Raw genomic sequence first — 16,432 nt, 5'->3', positions numbered from 1 at the left:
TCGCGCATCACCCTCGCTGCGGCCGCCCCTTGCTGGCGCAGAATAAAGGGAGCGACCTTGTGCGGGCGGTGGCACCGCGCGGATCTGGAAATGGCCATGCGGATCTCCTTCGCAGCGCTTCAGGCGGCGGGCGGCACGTCCAGCCGCACGGCGATGCCCTCCAGCTCGGCCGACACGGCCGGGTAGCGCCGCATCACCAGCGGATCATGCCCGGGGACGATATGCGCCGGACTGGGAGCGGCGGCACGCAACCGGTCATGGCTTTCCAGCATGTCGGCCACGCTGACGCAGGTGGGGAAAGGCCGCCCCTTCTCCATATTCTCGTAGAAGTGCGTGACGTCGGAGGCGAGCACCACCGCCCCCCGCACGGTGTTCACGCGCACGAACTGCAGCCCCGCCGAATGTCCCGGCGCCGGATGCAGCGTGATGCCGGGTGCCAGATCGACCTGGCCGGTGTACAGCCGCACCCGCTCGGCGAAGTTCAGCCGGACGATGCCGACCACGTCCTCCACCTCGAAGGCGTGGCGCAGATGGCCGTAGCGCATGTGCCGCCCGCAGGCGAAATGCAGGTCAGCCTCCTGCAGGTGAAAGGTGGCAACAGGGAAGCGGTGGAAGTTGCCGACATGGTCGTAGTGCAGATGCGTCAGCACAACGTCCCGGACCGTCTCCGCCTCGACGCCCAGCAGGCGCAGCGCATCGATGGGATCGCGCAGGAAGGTGCGCTTGCGGCGCGCGGCGACCTCGGCGGTGAAGCCGGAATCGACGACGATGCTGCGGCCGCCGCCACGGATCAGCCACAGGAAATAGTCCATCGGCATCGGCCCATCATGCGGGTCGCCGCCAATGAAATGATCGGACCGCATCGCCTCCCGCATGGCGTAGCGGAGAGCGAACACTTCATAGGTCGGAAGATCGGTCATCCTGCCCTCCTCATGCACCCAGATAGGCTTCGCGCAGATTCTTGTCGGCCAGCAGCTCGGCGCGCGTGCCGCGCATCACGACCTCTCCGGTGGACAACACATAGCCGCGGTCGCAGATCTCGATCGCCTCGATGGCGCGCTGCTCCACGATCAACACCGTCAGCCCCTCGTCACGGTTGAGGCGCTGCACGGATTCGAAGATGGTGTCCACGATGGTCGGGGCGAGTCCCATGGAGGGTTCATCCAGCATCAGCAATCTCGGATGCGAAGCGATGCCGCGCCCGATGGCCAGCATCTGCTGCTGCCCGCCGGACAGCGAGCCGGCCAGTTGCTGTCGCCGCTCCCACAGCACCGGAAAGAGATCATAGCAGCGCTGCAGGGCGCGCCCCGCCTCGCGCGGATCGCGCAGGGCGACGGTGCCGAGTTGCAGATTCTCCTCCACCGTCAGGTCGCCGAAAACCTGCCTTCCTTCCGGGACATGCGCGATGCCACGATGCGGGCGCAGCGCCGGCGATAGCCGTTCGATCGGCTCGCCTTCCAGACGGATGCTGCCGGCGACCAGCGGCACGACGCCCGAGACCGCCTTGAACAACGTGGTCTTGCCAGCGCCGTTCGGGCCGATCACGGCGACGACCTCGCCCTGGTTCACCTGCAGCGACACGTCGCGCAGCGCGATCAGGCCGCCATAGCGAACCTCAACCCCTTCAAGCGCCAGCATGCTCGACCCACCGCTTGCCGAGATAGGCCGAGACGACCTCCGGGTCGCGCACCACGTCCTCCGGGAGGCCGGCCGCGAGGTTGCGGCCCCGGTCCAGCACCACGAAGCGGGTGGCCAGCCGCACCATGGCGGTCATTGTGTGCTCGATGATCACCACCGTCATGCCCTCTGCCGCCAGGCGCCGGATCTGGCGCATCATGACCTCGACATCCGCGCTGGACAGGCCGGCGAAACTCTCGTCCATCAGGATCAGCTTCGGGTTCGAGGCGAGCGCCCGGGCCAGCTCCATCAGCCGCAGCTCGCGGTTGGTGAGCTGCGAGGCCGGCACCAGTGCGCGGCCTGCCAAACCGACGCGCGTCAGCATGGCACGTGCCGCCTGCAGCGCCGCCTGATCCTCCTTGTTCACCCCGAAGGCGCCGACCACGACATTCTCAAGCAGGGTGAGCCGCGGGAAAGCCCGTACCGTCTGGAAGGTGCGGGCGACACCAAGTGCGCTGACCTCCTGCGGCGCCTTGCCGAGCAGTTCAAGGCCCTCGAGCTTCGCCGAACCGGCAGTGGCGCGCACGATGCCGTTCAGCACGTTGAACAGCGTCGTCTTACCGGCGCCGTTCGGGCCGATGATGCCCAGGATCTCGCCGCGCCGCACCTCGAGCGACACGTCGGACAAGGCCTGCAGTCCGCCGAACTGAACCGAGATATCGCGCACCACGAGCAACGGCTCGCCGGTTGCCTCGTGGTAGGCGGGATGCGATGTGGTGGCCGCCTCCACTGTGGGCGCCTCGGGCACGGGCGCGCTGCCATGCGCGAAGGAGTCGCGCACTGCCCAGTAGATGCCCTGCGGCCGGAACAGGATGACCGCCATGATCGCGATGCCGAACACGACGCCCTGCATGCCGGGGAGCCGCGCGCCAATGGTCGCATTCAGCAACTCGGCCATCGGGACCAGGATGACGGCGCCGATCAACGGCCCCCAGGCCGCGCCGAGGCCGCCGAACATGGAAACGATCAGTGCCTGAGCCGAGACCAGCATGCCGAAGACCGAGCCCGGCGTGATCACCAGCACGATGGTCGCATACAGGCTGCCGGCCAGCCCCGCGATCGCGCCGGAGATAGCGCTGGCCACGAGCTTGGTGCGCAACGTGGAGATGCCCGCGCATTGCGCCGCAAGCTCGTTCTGCCGGATGGCGTAAAGCTGCAGGCCGAGCCGCGTCCGCTCGATGCGCAGGCAGACATAGAGCGCAACCCCAAGCGCGCCGAGGACGATCAGCGGCATGATTCGCGGATCGGCGAACTGCATGTAGTGCAGCGGGTCCTGGCGTTGCAGTGGCAGCGCCACTTCGGACCATCCGGCCCAGGTGAAGACCGGGATCAGTGCCAGCGGGTAGGCGAGCATGGCCAGGCTGAAGTAGTGGCCCTTCAGCCGGAAGGTGACGGCGCCGATCATCACGGCGAGCAGCGCGCCGACCGCGGCGCCCAGCAGGCAGCCGATCCATGGCGTGACGCCGTAGTCATGGAACAGGATCGCGACGGTATAAGCGCCGCCGCCAAAGAAGGCAGCATGGCCGAAGCTGACCAGCCCGCCATAGCCGCCCAGAATGTTCCATGACAGGCCGAGCATGGCCCAGATGCCGACCAGGGAGATGATCAGCAGCTCGTACCCGCTGATCACGAACGCCGAGGCTGTGCCGCACAGGAGAAGGACGGCCAACACCGCGAGCTGCCGGCCGGGAGGTGCAAGAAACTGCATCACGCACGCTCCACGCCACGGCCGAACAGGCCCTGCGGCCGGATCAGCAGGACAGCCAGGAAGACGATGAAGACCGCGGTGTTCTGCAGTTGCGGCGGCAACACGAGGGTCGAGAGCTGCTGCACCAGGCCGATGAGCAGCCCGCCGAGGAAGGCACCACCGACGCTGCCCATCCCGCCCAATACGACCCCCGCATACATGATGATGACGAAGTCGAAGCCGGTATAGGCCTGGAAGGGATAGAAGGTGGCGACACAGACGCCGGCGACCGCGGTGAGGGCCAGGCCGATGCCGAAGGCGGTGCGGAACGCCCGGTCCACATTCACACCCATGTAGAGGGCCGCGATCGGGTTGTTGGCCACGGCGCGCAGCTGGCGGCCGATGCCGGTGCGCGCCATCAGCAGGATGGTCAGCAGCACAGCCGCGACCGCCATCAGCGCCGAGAAGGCGCGCGCCTGGTTGACGAACAGCATCACGTCACCCTCGGCGAACTCCATCGTCCAGGAGCGGACTGCGGCATCATTGGGGATCGACACCGGGGACGAGCCGAACAGCATCAGCCCGCCATTTTGCAGCACCAGCGACAGGCCGAGCGTCAGGATGAGCTGGCCCGTATGTCCGGCATCCGCGGTACCCACTGCCCTGGCACCCGACACCCGGCTGACCAGCGCCCAATGTGTCAGCGCGCCGAGGCCATAGAAGAGCGCCGCCACGGCGCAGGCCACCAGCATCGCCGTGGCGAACGCCCAGGAGCGGCCGGGCGCCAGCACGGCCACGCCGGTCAGCCCGGCATACATCGCCAGCATCATGAATTCGCCCTGGGCGAAATTGATCACGCGCATGATGCCGAAGATCAATCCCAACCCCGCGCACATCAGCCCATAGAGGCAACCGAGCAGCAGGCCGGCGGTGAGAATCTGCAGCAGCGCCTCGATGTGACCCGCGAATGCCATGGACACGCGGCCTCCCGATCAACCCGGCTGCGGCCAGGAGAGCTCTGCCTCGGCGTCGGCTTCGGGCAGCACCGTCAGCGGCTTGCCGCCCTTCCACTGGAAGACCGCCGGCACGGGGTTGGCTCGCCGGCCGTTCTTCTCGAATCGCAGCCGGTCGCCGAGGAACAGCTTCGCCGGCCCTTCGGTCGTATCGGTTGCCAGCAGCGCAGCCATCAGCGCGTCGCGGTCGGCCTTTCCGGCGCGCTCCAACGCATCGGCGATGAGCTGCACATGGCCGTAGAGCGAGAGCGTATCCTGGATCAGCCAGGGCTCCTTCGAGCGCTGCAGCAGATCCTGATTGAGCGCGGCCTGCTGCTTCGAGCTCCAGTTGCCCGCGACGCCAATGACGCCTTCGAGGTAGGTGGTTCCCATGTTCTTCAGCATCTCCGGCGTGCCCCAGTTGGCGGAAGGGGCGATCACCGGCACCTTGCCCTGGCCGAGCCCGAACTCCGTCAGCGTCTGCAGCAGCAGGCGGGAATCCGAGGTCGCGGTCGTGCCCAGCAGCACCAGATCCGGTCGGGCGCGGCGCAGGCGCTGGATCAGCGGTGCCGCATCCGACAATGGCACGCTGAAATTCTCGTCCATCACGGTCTTGAGGCCAAGCTTCGCGAAACCACCGTTGCGCAGCGGCTCCATGTTCGCCTGATTGACCGCGGTGTCGTCGTTGATACAGGCGATCGTGCCCGGCTTCTTGCCGACCGACTTGCCGGCCAGCGCCAGGAGCGGCTCCAGCGCTGCTGGAATGATCTTGCTGGAGGGCGGCGAAGTGGCGATGACATAGTGGAAGCCGCGTTCGGTGATGCTGTCGGCCCAGGAGAGCGTCACCCAGGGCAACTTGGCGCGCTCCGTCACCTCGGTTGCCGCCAGGGTGAAGGAGGATGCCCAGGCGCCCATTCCTGCGATCAGGTCGCGGTCAGCGGCCAGGCGCTGCGTGGCAGCCGTGACCTGCTCCACATTGGCGCCTGCATCGGCAATGGCGAGGTCGAGCTTCGCGCCGCCGAGAGCCTTGATGCCGCCGTTCCGGTTGACATCCTCGACGCCGAGTTCGGCCCCCAGGCGCATCAACTCGCCCTGCCGCGCGAATGGCCCGGAGAGCGGCGCCAGCAGCGCGAGCTTGATGGCGCTGGGCTGCGCGTGCGCTGTGCCGTGGATGATGGCAGGCATTGCCAGGGCGCTGCCCATCAGGGCGCGCCGGGTGATCGTCATCATGGATGTCTTCCTCCAGGGCCGGGCTTGGCGCCGGCTCATGCGTTCGCGGGTTGCGCTATTCTCTTGATGGAGGCTGCGCCTCTCCCTTGATCAACGCCTCGTGCACCGCTCGAAAGGCATCGCAGCCGAACGCGTAAAGCAGCGCCGCCATGATCGCCTCCGCAGCGTCCAGCGCGTCCTGCTCCGCCTCCGGCGTGCTGGCGTGGGCGGCGCTTGGAGCGTCGCCGGCTGACGGCCGAACTGCCGACCTAGTCCGCCCCCAGCCCTCCGCCACAGCTTGGCGGCCCTCGCTCGAACAAAGCTGCATCCTCAGCCATGGCGTTTTCCTCAGCGGATTGAGGGAAGCCTAGTCCTGTCCCTTTGATACCGTCAATATGACAATTCTTGAGAGATCGTCGGATGGCCGCTTTCATGTCACACAGAAATATTCTTTATATTTCAGAGGCTTACTCAAAACTCCCTTGGCTTTGCCACGCATGAATCCCACACATAGGGAAGATTGTATGACGATGATCAATCATCAATGCGCCCCTCCTGATTGCGACGCTTGCTTGATCGGCGAGCCTTGCAGTCGCCTTAACCCGCTTCGCATTTGCAGCAGCCGCCCCTTCCCGCCCTCGGGTGCAGTGTCCACAAAGCTCAGAGGCGTCACATTGGGCCAGAGGCGCGCCTGGAGCGGTGTTGCCTGACTCAGGCGGGCCTTTCGTCAACCTGCCTGGCGGTGAGATCTCCTTGGCGACCTTGGCTGTCAGAGCAACCGGTGTCTGGCAAAACGCCCCGTGCAAGCCCTTTTTCGGAGCGCCCCCGCCGAGAGGATGCCGGGAAGCGCGCCGAGCCGTCGCTATGGATCAGCACGGACAAAGCCCTCACCTTAGAACGCCCGGTAGAGCCGCCTCATCGGAGGGAGGCAGATGAGAACTCAGGCGGGTGTGGCGAAGGTCAGATGGTGGCGGTGCGATCCTTTGCCTCGGAAGGTCAGGCGGCGGCTCCCGATCCCAAACCGAGCAGTATGCGTCACGCCCTCCAGCACGCCTCGGACATGACGTATCACCCCAAGGCGGGCCGAAGCAGAGCCGGCATGATGACCCTGGCTTCCTTCAGAGTCCGAGGATGCGGCGAGCCAAACGCCAGTGCAGCGGTTCGATCATCTGCCCCTTCAGCGACAGCACGCCGGCGCCGGGATCGGCGGTGAAGGCGGCATGCACCGCCTCTGCCCAGCGCAGCCGCTCCGGAGAGGGAGTGAAGGCCGCGTTGACCGGCGCCACCTGCGCCGGGTGGATGCAGAGCTTGCCGGCGAAGCCGTCGCGTGCCGCCGCCCGGGTCTCGCGCTCCAGCCCCGGCAGGTCGCGCGGATCGGGGAAGGGCGTGTCGAGCGCAGGCAGGCCGGCCGCCGCCGCCGCCAGCAGCATTGCGCCGCGCGCCTGCGCCACCGGGGCGGCGTAGATCCCTGCCGCGTCGCGCGGCAGCACGCCGAGGTCGGAGGAGAGATCCTCCGCGCCGAAGCACAGTGCCCGCAGCCGCGGCGCGCCACGATAGTCGAGCCGGTGCAGCGAGGCCGCCGTCTCCGTCACAAGCGCCAGCACCGCGATGCCGCCCAGCGGCAGGCCATGCGCCGTCTCCAGCGCCTCCAGGTGGTGGTCGAGGGCGCGCAGGTCCTCGATGCCCGTGCATTTCGGCAGCATCACCGCGGCCGGACGGCCGGGCACGACGGCGGCGAGGTCCGCGAGGTACCAGGCTGTGCCCCGGGCATTCACCCGCACCACCACGCCGGGCCGTGCCATGCCCGGCAGCGCCGCCGCCAGTGCGGCGCGGGCGCCTTCCTTGGCCGGTGGGCCGACAGCGTCCTCCAGATCCAGCACGACAGCATCGGCCTCGCTGGCCAGGGCCTTGGCGAGCTTGCGCTCGGAATCCGCCGGGGCGAAGAGCAGGCTGCGCAGCCTCATGCCGGCGCCCCTTCGGGCCGGCGCAACATCAGCGCGGCACGGCCACAGCGTGCCACCAACACGTCATGCTGGTTGAAGGCCTCATGGCGGAAGGTGACGATGCCGGCCTCCGGGCGGGAGCGGCTGGCGCGGGCGCCAACCACGGTGGTCAGCACCCGCAGCGTGTCGCCGGCGAAGACGGGCGCCGGGAAGGTCACGTCGGTCATGCCGAGATTGGCGACGGTGGTGCCTTGCGTCGTGTTGTGCACGCTCATGCCGATCATCAGCCCCAGCGTGAACAGCGAGTTCACAATCGGCCGGCCGAATTCGGTACCCTTCATGTATTCGGCGTCCAGATGCAGGCGCGCCACGTTCATGGTCATGCCGCAGAACAGCACGTTGTCGGCTTCCGTCACCGTGCGGCGCCACTCGGCGTCGATCACGCGGCCCTCGGGCAGGTCCTCGAAATAGAGTCCGGGCATCCCTTCCCTCCCGCAGCCTCAGTAGGATTTCGGCAGGCCGAGCACCTTCTCGGCAATGAAGCAGAGGATCAACTGCGGACTGATCGGGGCGATGCGCGGGATCATCACCTCCCGCAGGTAGCGCTCGACCTGGTATTCCCGGGCATAGCCGAAGCCGCCATGCGTCATCACCGCCTGCTGGCACGCCTTGAAGCCGGCCTCGGCCGCCAGGTACTTGGCGGCATTCGCCACCGCGCCGCAGGGCAGGCCCTGGTCGTAGCTCCAGGCCGCCTTCATCACCATGAGCTGCGCTGCCTCCAGTTCCATCCAGCACTCGGCGAGCGGATGCTGGATCGCCTGGTTCTGCCCGATGGGCCGGCCGAACACCACGCGCTCCTTCGCATAGGCAGTGGCGCGGTGCAGCGCCGCATAGCCCAGGCCGAGCGCCTCGGCGGCGATCAGGATGCGCTCCGGGTTCAGCCCGTGCAGGATGTAGTCGAAGCCCTTGCCTTCCTCGCCAATGCGGTCCTCCAGCGGCACTTCGAGGTTGTCGATGAAGAGCTGATTCGAATCCACGGCCTTGCGGCCCATCTTCTCGATCTCGCGCACCTCGATGCGGCTGCGGTCGAGCGTGGTGTAGAACAGGCTGAGCCCCTCGGTGCGCTTGTTGACGCTCTCGATCGGCGTGGTGCGTGCCAGGATCAGGATCTTTTCAGCCACCTGCGCGGTGGAGATCCAGACCTTCTGCCCGTTGATGACGTAGCGGCCGCCGCGGCGCTCGGCGCGGGTGCGGAGCTGGGTGGTGTCGAGCCCGGTGTTCGGCTCCGTCACCGCGAAGCAGGCGCGTTCCTGTCCGGCGATCAGCGGCGGCAGCATGCGCCGCTTCTGTTCCTCCGTGCCGAACACGACGACCGGGTTGAGGCCGAAGATGTTCATGTGCACCGCCGAGGCGCCCGTCATGCCGGCGCCGGACTGCGCGATGGCCTGCATCATGATCGCCGCCTCGGTGATGCCGAGCCCGGCGCCGCCATATTCCTCGGGCATGCAGATGCCGAGCCAGCCATCCCGCGCCAGCGCCTGGTGCAGCTCGGCCGGAAAGCGGCCGTCGCGGTCGCGCTCGGTCCAGTAGGCATCATCGAAGCCGGCGCAGATCCGCTCGACCGCAGCATGCACGGCCTCCTGCTCGGCTGTCTGGCGGAAGTCCATTCGCTTCGTTTCCCCCTGGCTGCTCGCGCCGCGCCGGCCGGGCGGCGCGCACCAGGCCGCACAAGCGGAGGCCTGAGCCCGCGGCCCGCCGGGGGCGAGGCCTTCACGCCGATTGAACCGTGGCCCCGCCTATGAGACAATTGAATTCTTCCGCCGCGATTTATAAGCCCGTTTTATAAGACAGCCACTGCGGACCGCCCCGCGCCGGCAAAGCTGGGAGGCTCATGACGCCCGTCACGCTGCGGCAGATGCGCGCCTTTCTCACCATCGTCAGGCTGGGGAGCTTCACGGGTGCGGCGCGGCAACTGCACCTCACCCAGCCCGCGCTCACCGTGCAGCTGCGCCAGCTGGAACAGACCCTCGGCGTGCGGCTCCTGGACCGGACCACGCGCACCGCCACCCCCACCCGGATCGGCGCGGAATTCGCCCGCGCCCTGGCGCCGCTGCTGGCGGAGTTGGAAACGGTGCTGGAGCGGGTTCAGGACCATGCGGCCCTGCGCACGGGGCGGGTCGATCTGGCAACCCTGCCCTCCCTTGCCTCCACGGTGCTGCCGGCGGTCATCGCGCGGCTGCGCGTCTCCAGCCCGGGGCTGCGCGTGCGGATGCGCGAGGCGGTCACCGGCCCGGTGGGCGAGATGGTGCGCGCCGGCCTGGTCGATTTCGGCATCGGCGGCAGCGTGGAGGAGGATGGCGAGCTGGAGGTGCAGCACCTCTTCGATGACCCGCTGCTGCTCATCTTCCCGCGCGGCCATGCCTTCGCGGCGCGGCGATCCGTCACGCTCCGGCAGCTTCTGGAAGTGCCCCTGCTGCTGCCGGAGGCGAACAGCGGCATCCGCCACGCGGTGGACCAGGCCTTTGCCGCTCTCGGCCTCCCGGTGGAGCCGGCACAGGAGGCGGTGAGCACCGGCACGCTGGTCGGCATGGTGCGGGCCGGGCTCGGGCTGGGGGTGCTGCCCTCCACGGCGGTGGAGATGCAGGTGATCCCGGACTTGCGGGCGCTGCCGATCGACGATCCGCCCCTGACGCGCCCGATCGCCTTGGTGCGGCGTGCGGGCCGCTCCCTCTCACCGGCGGCGGAGGCCTTCCTTGCCACGTTGCGGGAATGCCTGGCCCTTCGCGGCGACCTGCGGCCCGCCGCCAGGCCGCGCCGGCCCGCGCGCCGCGGCGATCCATAAAGAAACGCTATCAGTCGCGCAGAAACTTTCAGTTGTCTTTGCGGCAGCTCTGCTTCGCAATCCGCCTAGAGCATTTTGTTTTGACGAGCATCTTCACCCGTTCCGATGATGCCATCGGAACGGGATCTGCTCTAGCGAGCCGGGGAAAACCGGCCATGCCGGGAGGAAAGCCACCATGTCCGCCGCGCCTGCGCGCCAGTATTTCGTTCTGCCCGAGGAGGTGGAGGCCTATAGCCCCGCCAACCATACCGGCACCGTCAATCGCCGGCTGATCGGCCCCGAGACCGTCGGTGCCACGCAGATGGAGGTTCTGCACGGCACCATCGCGCGCGGCAGCGGCGCCCTGCCGCATGCCCATCCCGGGCTGGAGCAGGCCTGCTACATCCTCTCGGGCCGCGCCCGCGCCGAGGTGGGCGGCCAGTCACGGGAGCTTGGCCCGGGCGCCTGCTGCTTCTTCCCCGCCGGCGAGCAGCATGTCTTCACCGTCATCAGCGAGGAACCGGTGCAGGTGCTGGTCATCTATGCCCCGCCCTATGGGGAGGACCCGGCCAAGGTGATCCGCCCCGCCGGAGGCCAGACATGATGCGCCGCCGCGACCTGATGGCCGGCCTGCTGGCCGCCGCCCTGCCGCTCCCCGCCCTGGCGCAGGGCTGGAAGCCCTCCCGCCCGATCACGCTGATCGTGCCCTTCGCGGCCGGCAGCGGGACCGACGCGGTGGCGCGTATCCTGGCGCAGCTCCTGAGCGAGACGCTGGAGGGCGCGAGCGTCATCGTGGAGAACCGTGCCGGCGGCAGCGGCGTCATCGCCGCCGTCGCCGCCGCGCATGCGCCGCCCGACGGGCATACGCTCTTCGTCACCACCAACACCACGCATTCGGCCAATCCGGCGCTGATGAAGCACCTGGATTACGACCCGGTGGCGGATTTCGCCCCGGTCGCGCGCGTGGGCAACCTGCCCTTCATGCTGGTGGTCGGCGCCAAATCGCCGGCGCAGGACGCCGCCGGCTTCTTCCGGCTGATCCGCGAGCGGCGCGGCCAGATGAGCTATGCGAGCGGCAACAGCACGGGCATCGTCGGCGGCGCCACCATGGCGCGGATGGCGGGAACGGACATGCTCCACGTGCCCTATCGCTCCACCCCGCCCGCCATGACCGACGTGATCGCCGGGCGGGTGGACTGCATGCTCGTGGACATCGCCGCCGGGCTCGGCCATGTGCGCGACGGCCAGCTCCGGCTGCTGGGCGTGACGACCAGGGAGCGCTCCGCCCTTCTCCCGGACGCGCCGAGCCTCCACGAGGCCGGGCTGACGGGCTTCGACATCACGTCCTGGAACGGCGTCTTCGCGCCGGCCGGCACGCCCCCCGAGGTGATCGGCGCCCTGAATGCCGCCTTGCGCGGCAGCATCGAGCGGCCGGAGGTGAAGGCCCGCTTCGCCACGATCGGCTTCGACGCCTTCTCCGGCACACCGGAGGAACTGGGAGCCTTCGTGCGCGAGCAGCTGGTGACCTGGCGCGAGCTGGTGGAAGCCGCCGGCATCCCGAAGGAATGAGCGGAGACCGGAGCATGGGGCCGCTGGACGGGCTGAAGGTCATCGACGTCACCACCGTGGTGATGGGCCCCTATGCCACCCGCCTGCTCGCCGACCAGGGCGCCGAGGTGCTGAAGGTGGAGCCCCCGGGCGGCGATGTGATGCGCCGCGCCGGTCAGGGCGGCGCCATGTTCGCGCAGCTCAACCGCAACAAGCGCAGCGTGGTGCTGGACCTGAAGGCCCCAGCCGGGCAGGCGGCGCTGCGCCGGCTGGTCACCGGGGCGGATGTGCTGGTGCACAACATGCGGCCCGATGCGGCCGGGAGGCTTGGCCTCAACCGCGCCACGCTTTCCGCGGTGAACCCGCGGCTGATCGTGGCCGGGGCGGTGGGCTATGGCTCGAACGGCCCCTATGCCGGGCGCCCGGCCTATGACGACCTGATCCAGGCCGCCAGCGGACTGGCGGATATCATCGGCCGAGCCAGCGGCACGGGCGAGCCCGCCTATGTGCCGCTCACCCTGAGCGACCGGGTGGTCGGCATCCACCTGGCGCAGGCCGTCACCGCCGCGCTCCTGCAACGCGAGCGCACCGGGCAGGCAACTGAGATCGAGATCCCGATGTTCGAGACCTTCGCCGACCTGGTGCTCGGTGACCATCTGGGCGGCCTCGCCTTCGATCCGCCGCGCGGCGGTCCGCACTACGCGCGGCTGATCTCGCGGCAGCGCCGACCCTACCGCACGCGGGACGGCCACATCGCCGTGCTGCTCTACACCGATGCGCATTGGCGCGCCTTCTTCCATGCGCTGGGACGGGAGGCGGAGCTGGAAACGGACCCACGCCTGCGCGACCATGCCGCGCGGCTGGCCAATATCGACCATGCCTATGGGCTTGTCGGCGCTGCGCTCGCGGAGCACGAGACCGCCGTCTGGCTACGGATGCTGGAACCGCTCGATATTCCGGTGGCGCCCGTCAACGATGTTGCCGCGCTGCTGCAAGATCCGCATCTGCGCGCTGTCGGCTACTGGCGCGAGATCCCGCTGCCGGAAGGCGGCGTGCTGCGCAGCCCTGCGCCGGTGGGGCGCTGGTCCGGCAGCGGTGCGGCGCCGCTGCGTCCGCCACCACCCCTGCGGCCGGAGGCGGCGAACTGACCCGGCCGCACATGATGCCGGCGGCGGAAGACACGGGCCCGGGTCAGGCAAGTGCTGACCCTCTCCACAGGGCCGCGCGCACTGCGCCAGAAGGAAGCGACAGGGAGCGGACCGCATGACTGCGGGTCGGCCCCTCTTGCGCCACTGGCACGGTCAGCGACGGTACGGAAGCTGGACGGACCGGATGCCACGCCGATCGGCGATGCGCCCGAGGCCTGCCGTGCTCGCTCCGGCGCAGGCCATGTGGAAGGGGTCACGGCAACCCGGCAAGCCGGCAATCGAGCGCCGGTGACAGCGCGGCTCCGTGTCCACCTGGCCTTCACAATGCCGCGGAAGGCCTTCCCCGTATCGGGCATCTGCACGGTCAGCGACCTGAGTGCCGAGTTCCGCGATGCCTGCGGCGTTGCGATCGCCTTCGGCATCGTGTCAGCCCGCAACATTCCCAAGCTGGATGCGATCCCGCCGCGGAATGCCGTGCGTTTCGTGATGGCAGGCGGTGAGGCAGGAGCGGGGCGCGACAGCTTGGCCGCGCCGGAGCTGGCCGGCCGCCGAGGCCATGTTACTGCCTTGCATGTCGAGATTGGCCGCGCGCTGCTGTGCCGGCTGGGCTCGGATGGGCGCCTAGTGGTCTGATTTCATGGTTCCTCCGATCTGGAGGGTTCGCTGGCAGAAGCGCTGGATGGCGGCGAGAATGTTGTCGGCGGACTTGGTCCAACGGAAGGGTTTGGGGTCGGCATTGTGGGCCTCGATGAAGGCGCGGATGTCGGCCTCAAGCTGGGCGGTGGAGTGGTGGATGCCGCGCCGGAGTTGGCGTTCGGTCAGGAGTGCGAAGAAGCGCTCGGCCTGGTTGATCCAGGGCGCGCCGGTGGGCGTGAAGTGGACGTGCCAGCGCGGGCGTTTGGCAAGCCAGTCGCGGATCGGCTTGGTCTTGTGGGTGGCGTAGTTGTCCATGACCAGGTGAACGTCGAGACCCGCGGGCACATTGGCCTCGATCTGGTCGAGGAACTTGCGGAACTCGCTGGACCGGCGCTTCGGATAGCAGCGACCGATCACCGCGCCGGTGGCAATGTCGAGCGCGGCGAACAGGGAGGTGATGCCGTGGCGCGTGTAGTCGTGCGTGCGACGCTCCACCTGGCCAGGCCGCATCGGCAGCAGCGGCTGGGTGCGATCCAGCGCCTGGATCTGGGATTTCTCGTCCACGCAGAGCACCAGCGCCCGGTCCGGCGGGCTGAGATACAGCCCGACGATGCCGCGCACCTTCTCGACGAACAACGGATCATTGGAGAGCTTGAAGGTCTCGCTCCGGTGCGGTTGCAGGCCGAAGGCGCGCCAGATTCGGTGGATGGTGGAGGGCGCGTAGCCGACCGCCTTGGCCATCGAGCGCAGCGACCAGTGCGTGGATCCGGGCGGGGTCGCCTCCAGCGTCAGGCGAATGATGTCGGCGATCGCGTCATCGCCGATCCGGTGCGGTGTGCCTGACCTCGGCTCGTCCAGCAGCCCATCCAGCCGATGCGCGGCGAAGCGCCGCCGCCACTTCGAAACCGTGTTGGCATCCGCACCGACCTCAGCGCAGATCGCCTTGTTCTCCAGCCCGGCCGCCGCGGCGAGCACGATCCGGGCGCGCCGCGCCATGGCCTGCCCGGTCTTGCGCCTGGGCCAGCGACTCCAACTCCTGCCGCTCGGCCACACTCAGTGCAATCGACACCGCGGGCTTGCCCATCGCCGCTCCCCTACGAACGCCCGCATAATCATAAGAATTTCGCGATCAGACACCCAACCTTATAGTTGCGTTTTCGTCTGGCATGGGCCTCTTGCACGGCGGCTTGATGAGCGCGTCGCCAGAGTGACCAGGCGATGATGGTGGCGGGCTGGATCTGCCGCTGTGCCAGGCGGATGGCTATGCGGCGGATCTCCTGGATCGACCAGCGGATGAGGTCCGCGGTGCCTGGGGCTGCTTCTGTGTTTTTTGGGATGTCGGCTGATTGGCGTGATGGCGGATCACCGCCAGCATGGCGAGGGCCAGCATCACCAGGGAAACGTGGCGGTGCCAGCCGTGCCAGGATCGGGTTTCGTTGTGCGTCAGGCCAAGTTCGTTCTTGGCGGTCTCGAAGCTGTCCTCGATGGCCCAGCGATGCCCCTCGACAGCGACAAGCGTCTCGATCGGCGTTCCGGCTGGGCACCAGGTGGTGAAGTAGGCCATTTCGCCATCGGCGATGTGGCGGCGGATCAGCAGACCGCGCGTCCATAGCCCCTTTGCTCCTGGACTGAACTCATCAGCATCAAGGTCCGCCAGTTCCAGATGCGCCCAGTCGTGCAAGCGCTCGCCCTTCGTGCCCAGACCGGCGGACAGGCGCCGCCAAGCAACAGGGCCCAAACTCTCGGCAATGGCCTCGGCCGTTCCTGCGACCTCAGGCTTGCCGATCCAGGAGTTGAAGGATGCTGTCGCGTTGACGCCAAGCACGTAACCCTTGCCTGCGCGCCGCAGAGCCATCTCGATGTCGCCGACACCATAGACGCTGTCAGCCGCGACCCAGCCGAAGGACACGCCCACGGTAATGGCCCGCTCGATCATGCTGAGGGCCATGGCAGGCTTGGTCGCGAAGCCAGTTCCTGAAGGAACGTGGGCCGCGACCATGCGGGCCGGATCATCTGTCCAGCGCTTGGGCAGGTAGAGCGCGCGATCGATGAAGGCGTGGCCGTGTCGTGATACATAGGCCGCGAACACGCCGATCTGGCAGTTGGTGATCTTGCCTGCCGAACCGGTGTACTGCCGCCCCACACCACAGGATGCGCGGCCTTGCTTGAGGAAGCCGGTCTCGTCGATCACCAGCACCGCATCCTCTACGGCGAAATGCTCAACCACGTAGTCCCGCACGATGTCGCGCAGCGCATCGGCCTCCCAGCGGCCGCGGCCGAGAATAGCCTGCTGCCGCCATGGCCCGGGATCGCCCGCAGCTTCCGCCCGCATCCAGCCGGTCTTACGGCGCTCAGGCCCCAGCAGGCCGTCCAGAAACAGACCGGCAGAGGCCGCTACCCTCTCCTGAGTGAACAGTGGCCGGATGCGGGCTTTGACCTCACGCAGCGATAACGCCCGGAGTTCCAGTGTCGTCTCGGTCGAAGCGCCCGCCATCCATGATCTCCGAAGCATGCTTCGCCATAGACTCAGAGATCATCAGAAAACGCAATTGTAAGGTTAGTCCTGGGTCAGCTTTCAACCGGCGACCGGGTCAGTTTCACTCCGGTGGAGTGGCCCCTATTTCGACCGGACACCGGGCATAGCCCCGAGGGCCTAGGCTTGCGCCTAGGCATACGCCTATGCCGAACGACCCGACGCGCGTCGAAATCATCACCGGCCGTGAGCGCCGCAGGCGCTACAGTGCCGAGCAGAAGCTCCGGCTGGTCGAGGA

General features: G+C 68.1%; 14 protein-coding genes and 1 pseudogene. 5 read left to right on the top strand and 10 right to left on the bottom strand.

Annotation, left to right across the window (positions count from 1 at the left end):
* Positions 1 to 119: 119 nt before the first annotated feature.
* From QMO56_RS11390 to QMO56_RS11355, 8 genes are all read right to left on the bottom strand, one after another.
* Positions 120 to 920: an N-acyl homoserine lactonase family protein gene (locus QMO56_RS11390; RefSeq protein ID WP_283525810.1), complete on the bottom strand. Its 801-nt coding sequence runs from the start codon at positions 918 to 920 to the stop codon at positions 120 to 122.
* A gap of 10 nt (positions 921 to 930) precedes the next feature.
* Positions 931 to 1,638: an ABC transporter ATP-binding protein gene (locus QMO56_RS11385; RefSeq protein WP_283525808.1), complete on the bottom strand. Its 708-nt coding sequence runs from the start codon at positions 1,636 to 1,638 to the stop codon at positions 931 to 933.
* Positions 1,625 to 3,385: a branched-chain amino acid ABC transporter ATP-binding protein/permease gene (locus tag QMO56_RS11380; RefSeq protein ID WP_283525807.1), complete on the bottom strand. Its 1,761-nt coding sequence runs from the start codon at positions 3,383 to 3,385 to the stop codon at positions 1,625 to 1,627. Before QMO56_RS11380 ends, QMO56_RS11385 begins: the two co-directional genes overlap by 14 nt.
* A complete protein-coding gene (locus QMO56_RS11375; protein ID WP_283525806.1) occupies positions 3,385 to 4,338 on the bottom strand; it encodes a branched-chain amino acid ABC transporter permease in 954 nt (317 codons plus the stop codon). The genes QMO56_RS11380 and QMO56_RS11375 overlap by 1 nt, the downstream gene beginning before the upstream one ends.
* Before the next feature lie 18 nt (positions 4,339 to 4,356).
* A complete protein-coding gene (locus QMO56_RS11370) occupies positions 4,357 to 5,586 on the bottom strand; it encodes an ABC transporter substrate-binding protein (protein WP_283525804.1) in 1,230 nt (409 codons plus the stop codon).
* A 1,097-nt stretch (positions 5,587 to 6,683) separates the two neighbouring features.
* A complete protein-coding gene (locus QMO56_RS11365; protein ID WP_283525802.1) occupies positions 6,684 to 7,529 on the bottom strand; it encodes a CoA ester lyase in 846 nt (281 codons plus the stop codon).
* Complete coding sequence (locus QMO56_RS11360) at positions 7,526 to 7,990, bottom strand: MaoC family dehydratase (RefSeq protein WP_283525800.1); 465 nt, start codon at positions 7,988 to 7,990, stop codon at positions 7,526 to 7,528. The genes QMO56_RS11365 and QMO56_RS11360 overlap by 4 nt, the downstream gene beginning before the upstream one ends.
* A gap of 18 nt (positions 7,991 to 8,008) precedes the next feature.
* Positions 8,009 to 9,175, bottom strand: a complete 1,167-nt coding sequence (locus QMO56_RS11355; protein ID WP_283525798.1) for an acyl-CoA dehydrogenase family protein — start codon at positions 9,173 to 9,175, stop codon at positions 8,009 to 8,011.
* A 224-nt stretch (positions 9,176 to 9,399) separates the two neighbouring features.
* Between QMO56_RS11355 and QMO56_RS11350 the strand changes: the two genes are divergently transcribed.
* The 5 genes from QMO56_RS11350 (at position 9,400) to QMO56_RS11330 (ending at position 13,658) form a co-directional block, all read left to right on the top strand.
* Positions 9,400 to 10,350, top strand: a complete 951-nt coding sequence (locus tag QMO56_RS11350) for a LysR family transcriptional regulator (RefSeq protein ID WP_283525797.1) — start codon at positions 9,400 to 9,402, stop codon at positions 10,348 to 10,350.
* 175 nt (positions 10,351 to 10,525) lie between these two features.
* Entirely contained in the window at positions 10,526 to 10,933 is a 408-nt protein-coding gene (locus tag QMO56_RS11345; protein ID WP_283525796.1) for a cupin domain-containing protein, read from the top strand.
* Positions 10,930 to 11,898 carry a tripartite tricarboxylate transporter substrate binding protein gene (locus QMO56_RS11340; protein WP_283525795.1) on the top strand — a complete coding sequence of 323 codons (969 nt, stop codon included), beginning with the start codon at positions 10,930 to 10,932 and terminating at the stop codon, positions 11,896 to 11,898. Before QMO56_RS11345 ends, QMO56_RS11340 begins: the two co-directional genes overlap by 4 nt.
* Positions 11,895 to 13,025, top strand: coding sequence for a CaiB/BaiF CoA-transferase family protein (locus QMO56_RS11335; protein WP_283525794.1), 1,131 nt, complete (start codon positions 11,895 to 11,897; stop codon positions 13,023 to 13,025). The genes QMO56_RS11340 and QMO56_RS11335 overlap by 4 nt, the downstream gene beginning before the upstream one ends.
* 324 nt (positions 13,026 to 13,349) lie before the next feature.
* Positions 13,350 to 13,658, top strand: a complete 309-nt coding sequence (locus QMO56_RS11330) for a hypothetical protein (RefSeq protein ID WP_283525792.1) — start codon at positions 13,350 to 13,352, stop codon at positions 13,656 to 13,658.
* Here QMO56_RS11330 and QMO56_RS11325 read toward each other — a convergent pair.
* A pseudogene (locus QMO56_RS11325) lies at positions 13,647 to 14,745 on the bottom strand (IS630 family transposase). The gene QMO56_RS11330 and the pseudogene QMO56_RS11325 overlap by 12 nt on opposite strands.
* Before the next feature lie 177 nt (positions 14,746 to 14,922).
* Complete coding sequence (locus tag QMO56_RS11320) at positions 14,923 to 16,173, bottom strand: IS701 family transposase (protein WP_283525790.1); 1,251 nt, start codon at positions 16,171 to 16,173, stop codon at positions 14,923 to 14,925.
* Positions 16,174 to 16,432: the final 259 nt, after the last annotated feature.

The organism is Roseomonas sp. E05 (assembly GCF_030063475.1).
Classification (GTDB): Bacteria; Pseudomonadota; Alphaproteobacteria; order Acetobacterales; family Acetobacteraceae; genus Pseudoroseomonas.
This window is presented reverse-complemented; position numbering and strand designations above follow the sequence as displayed.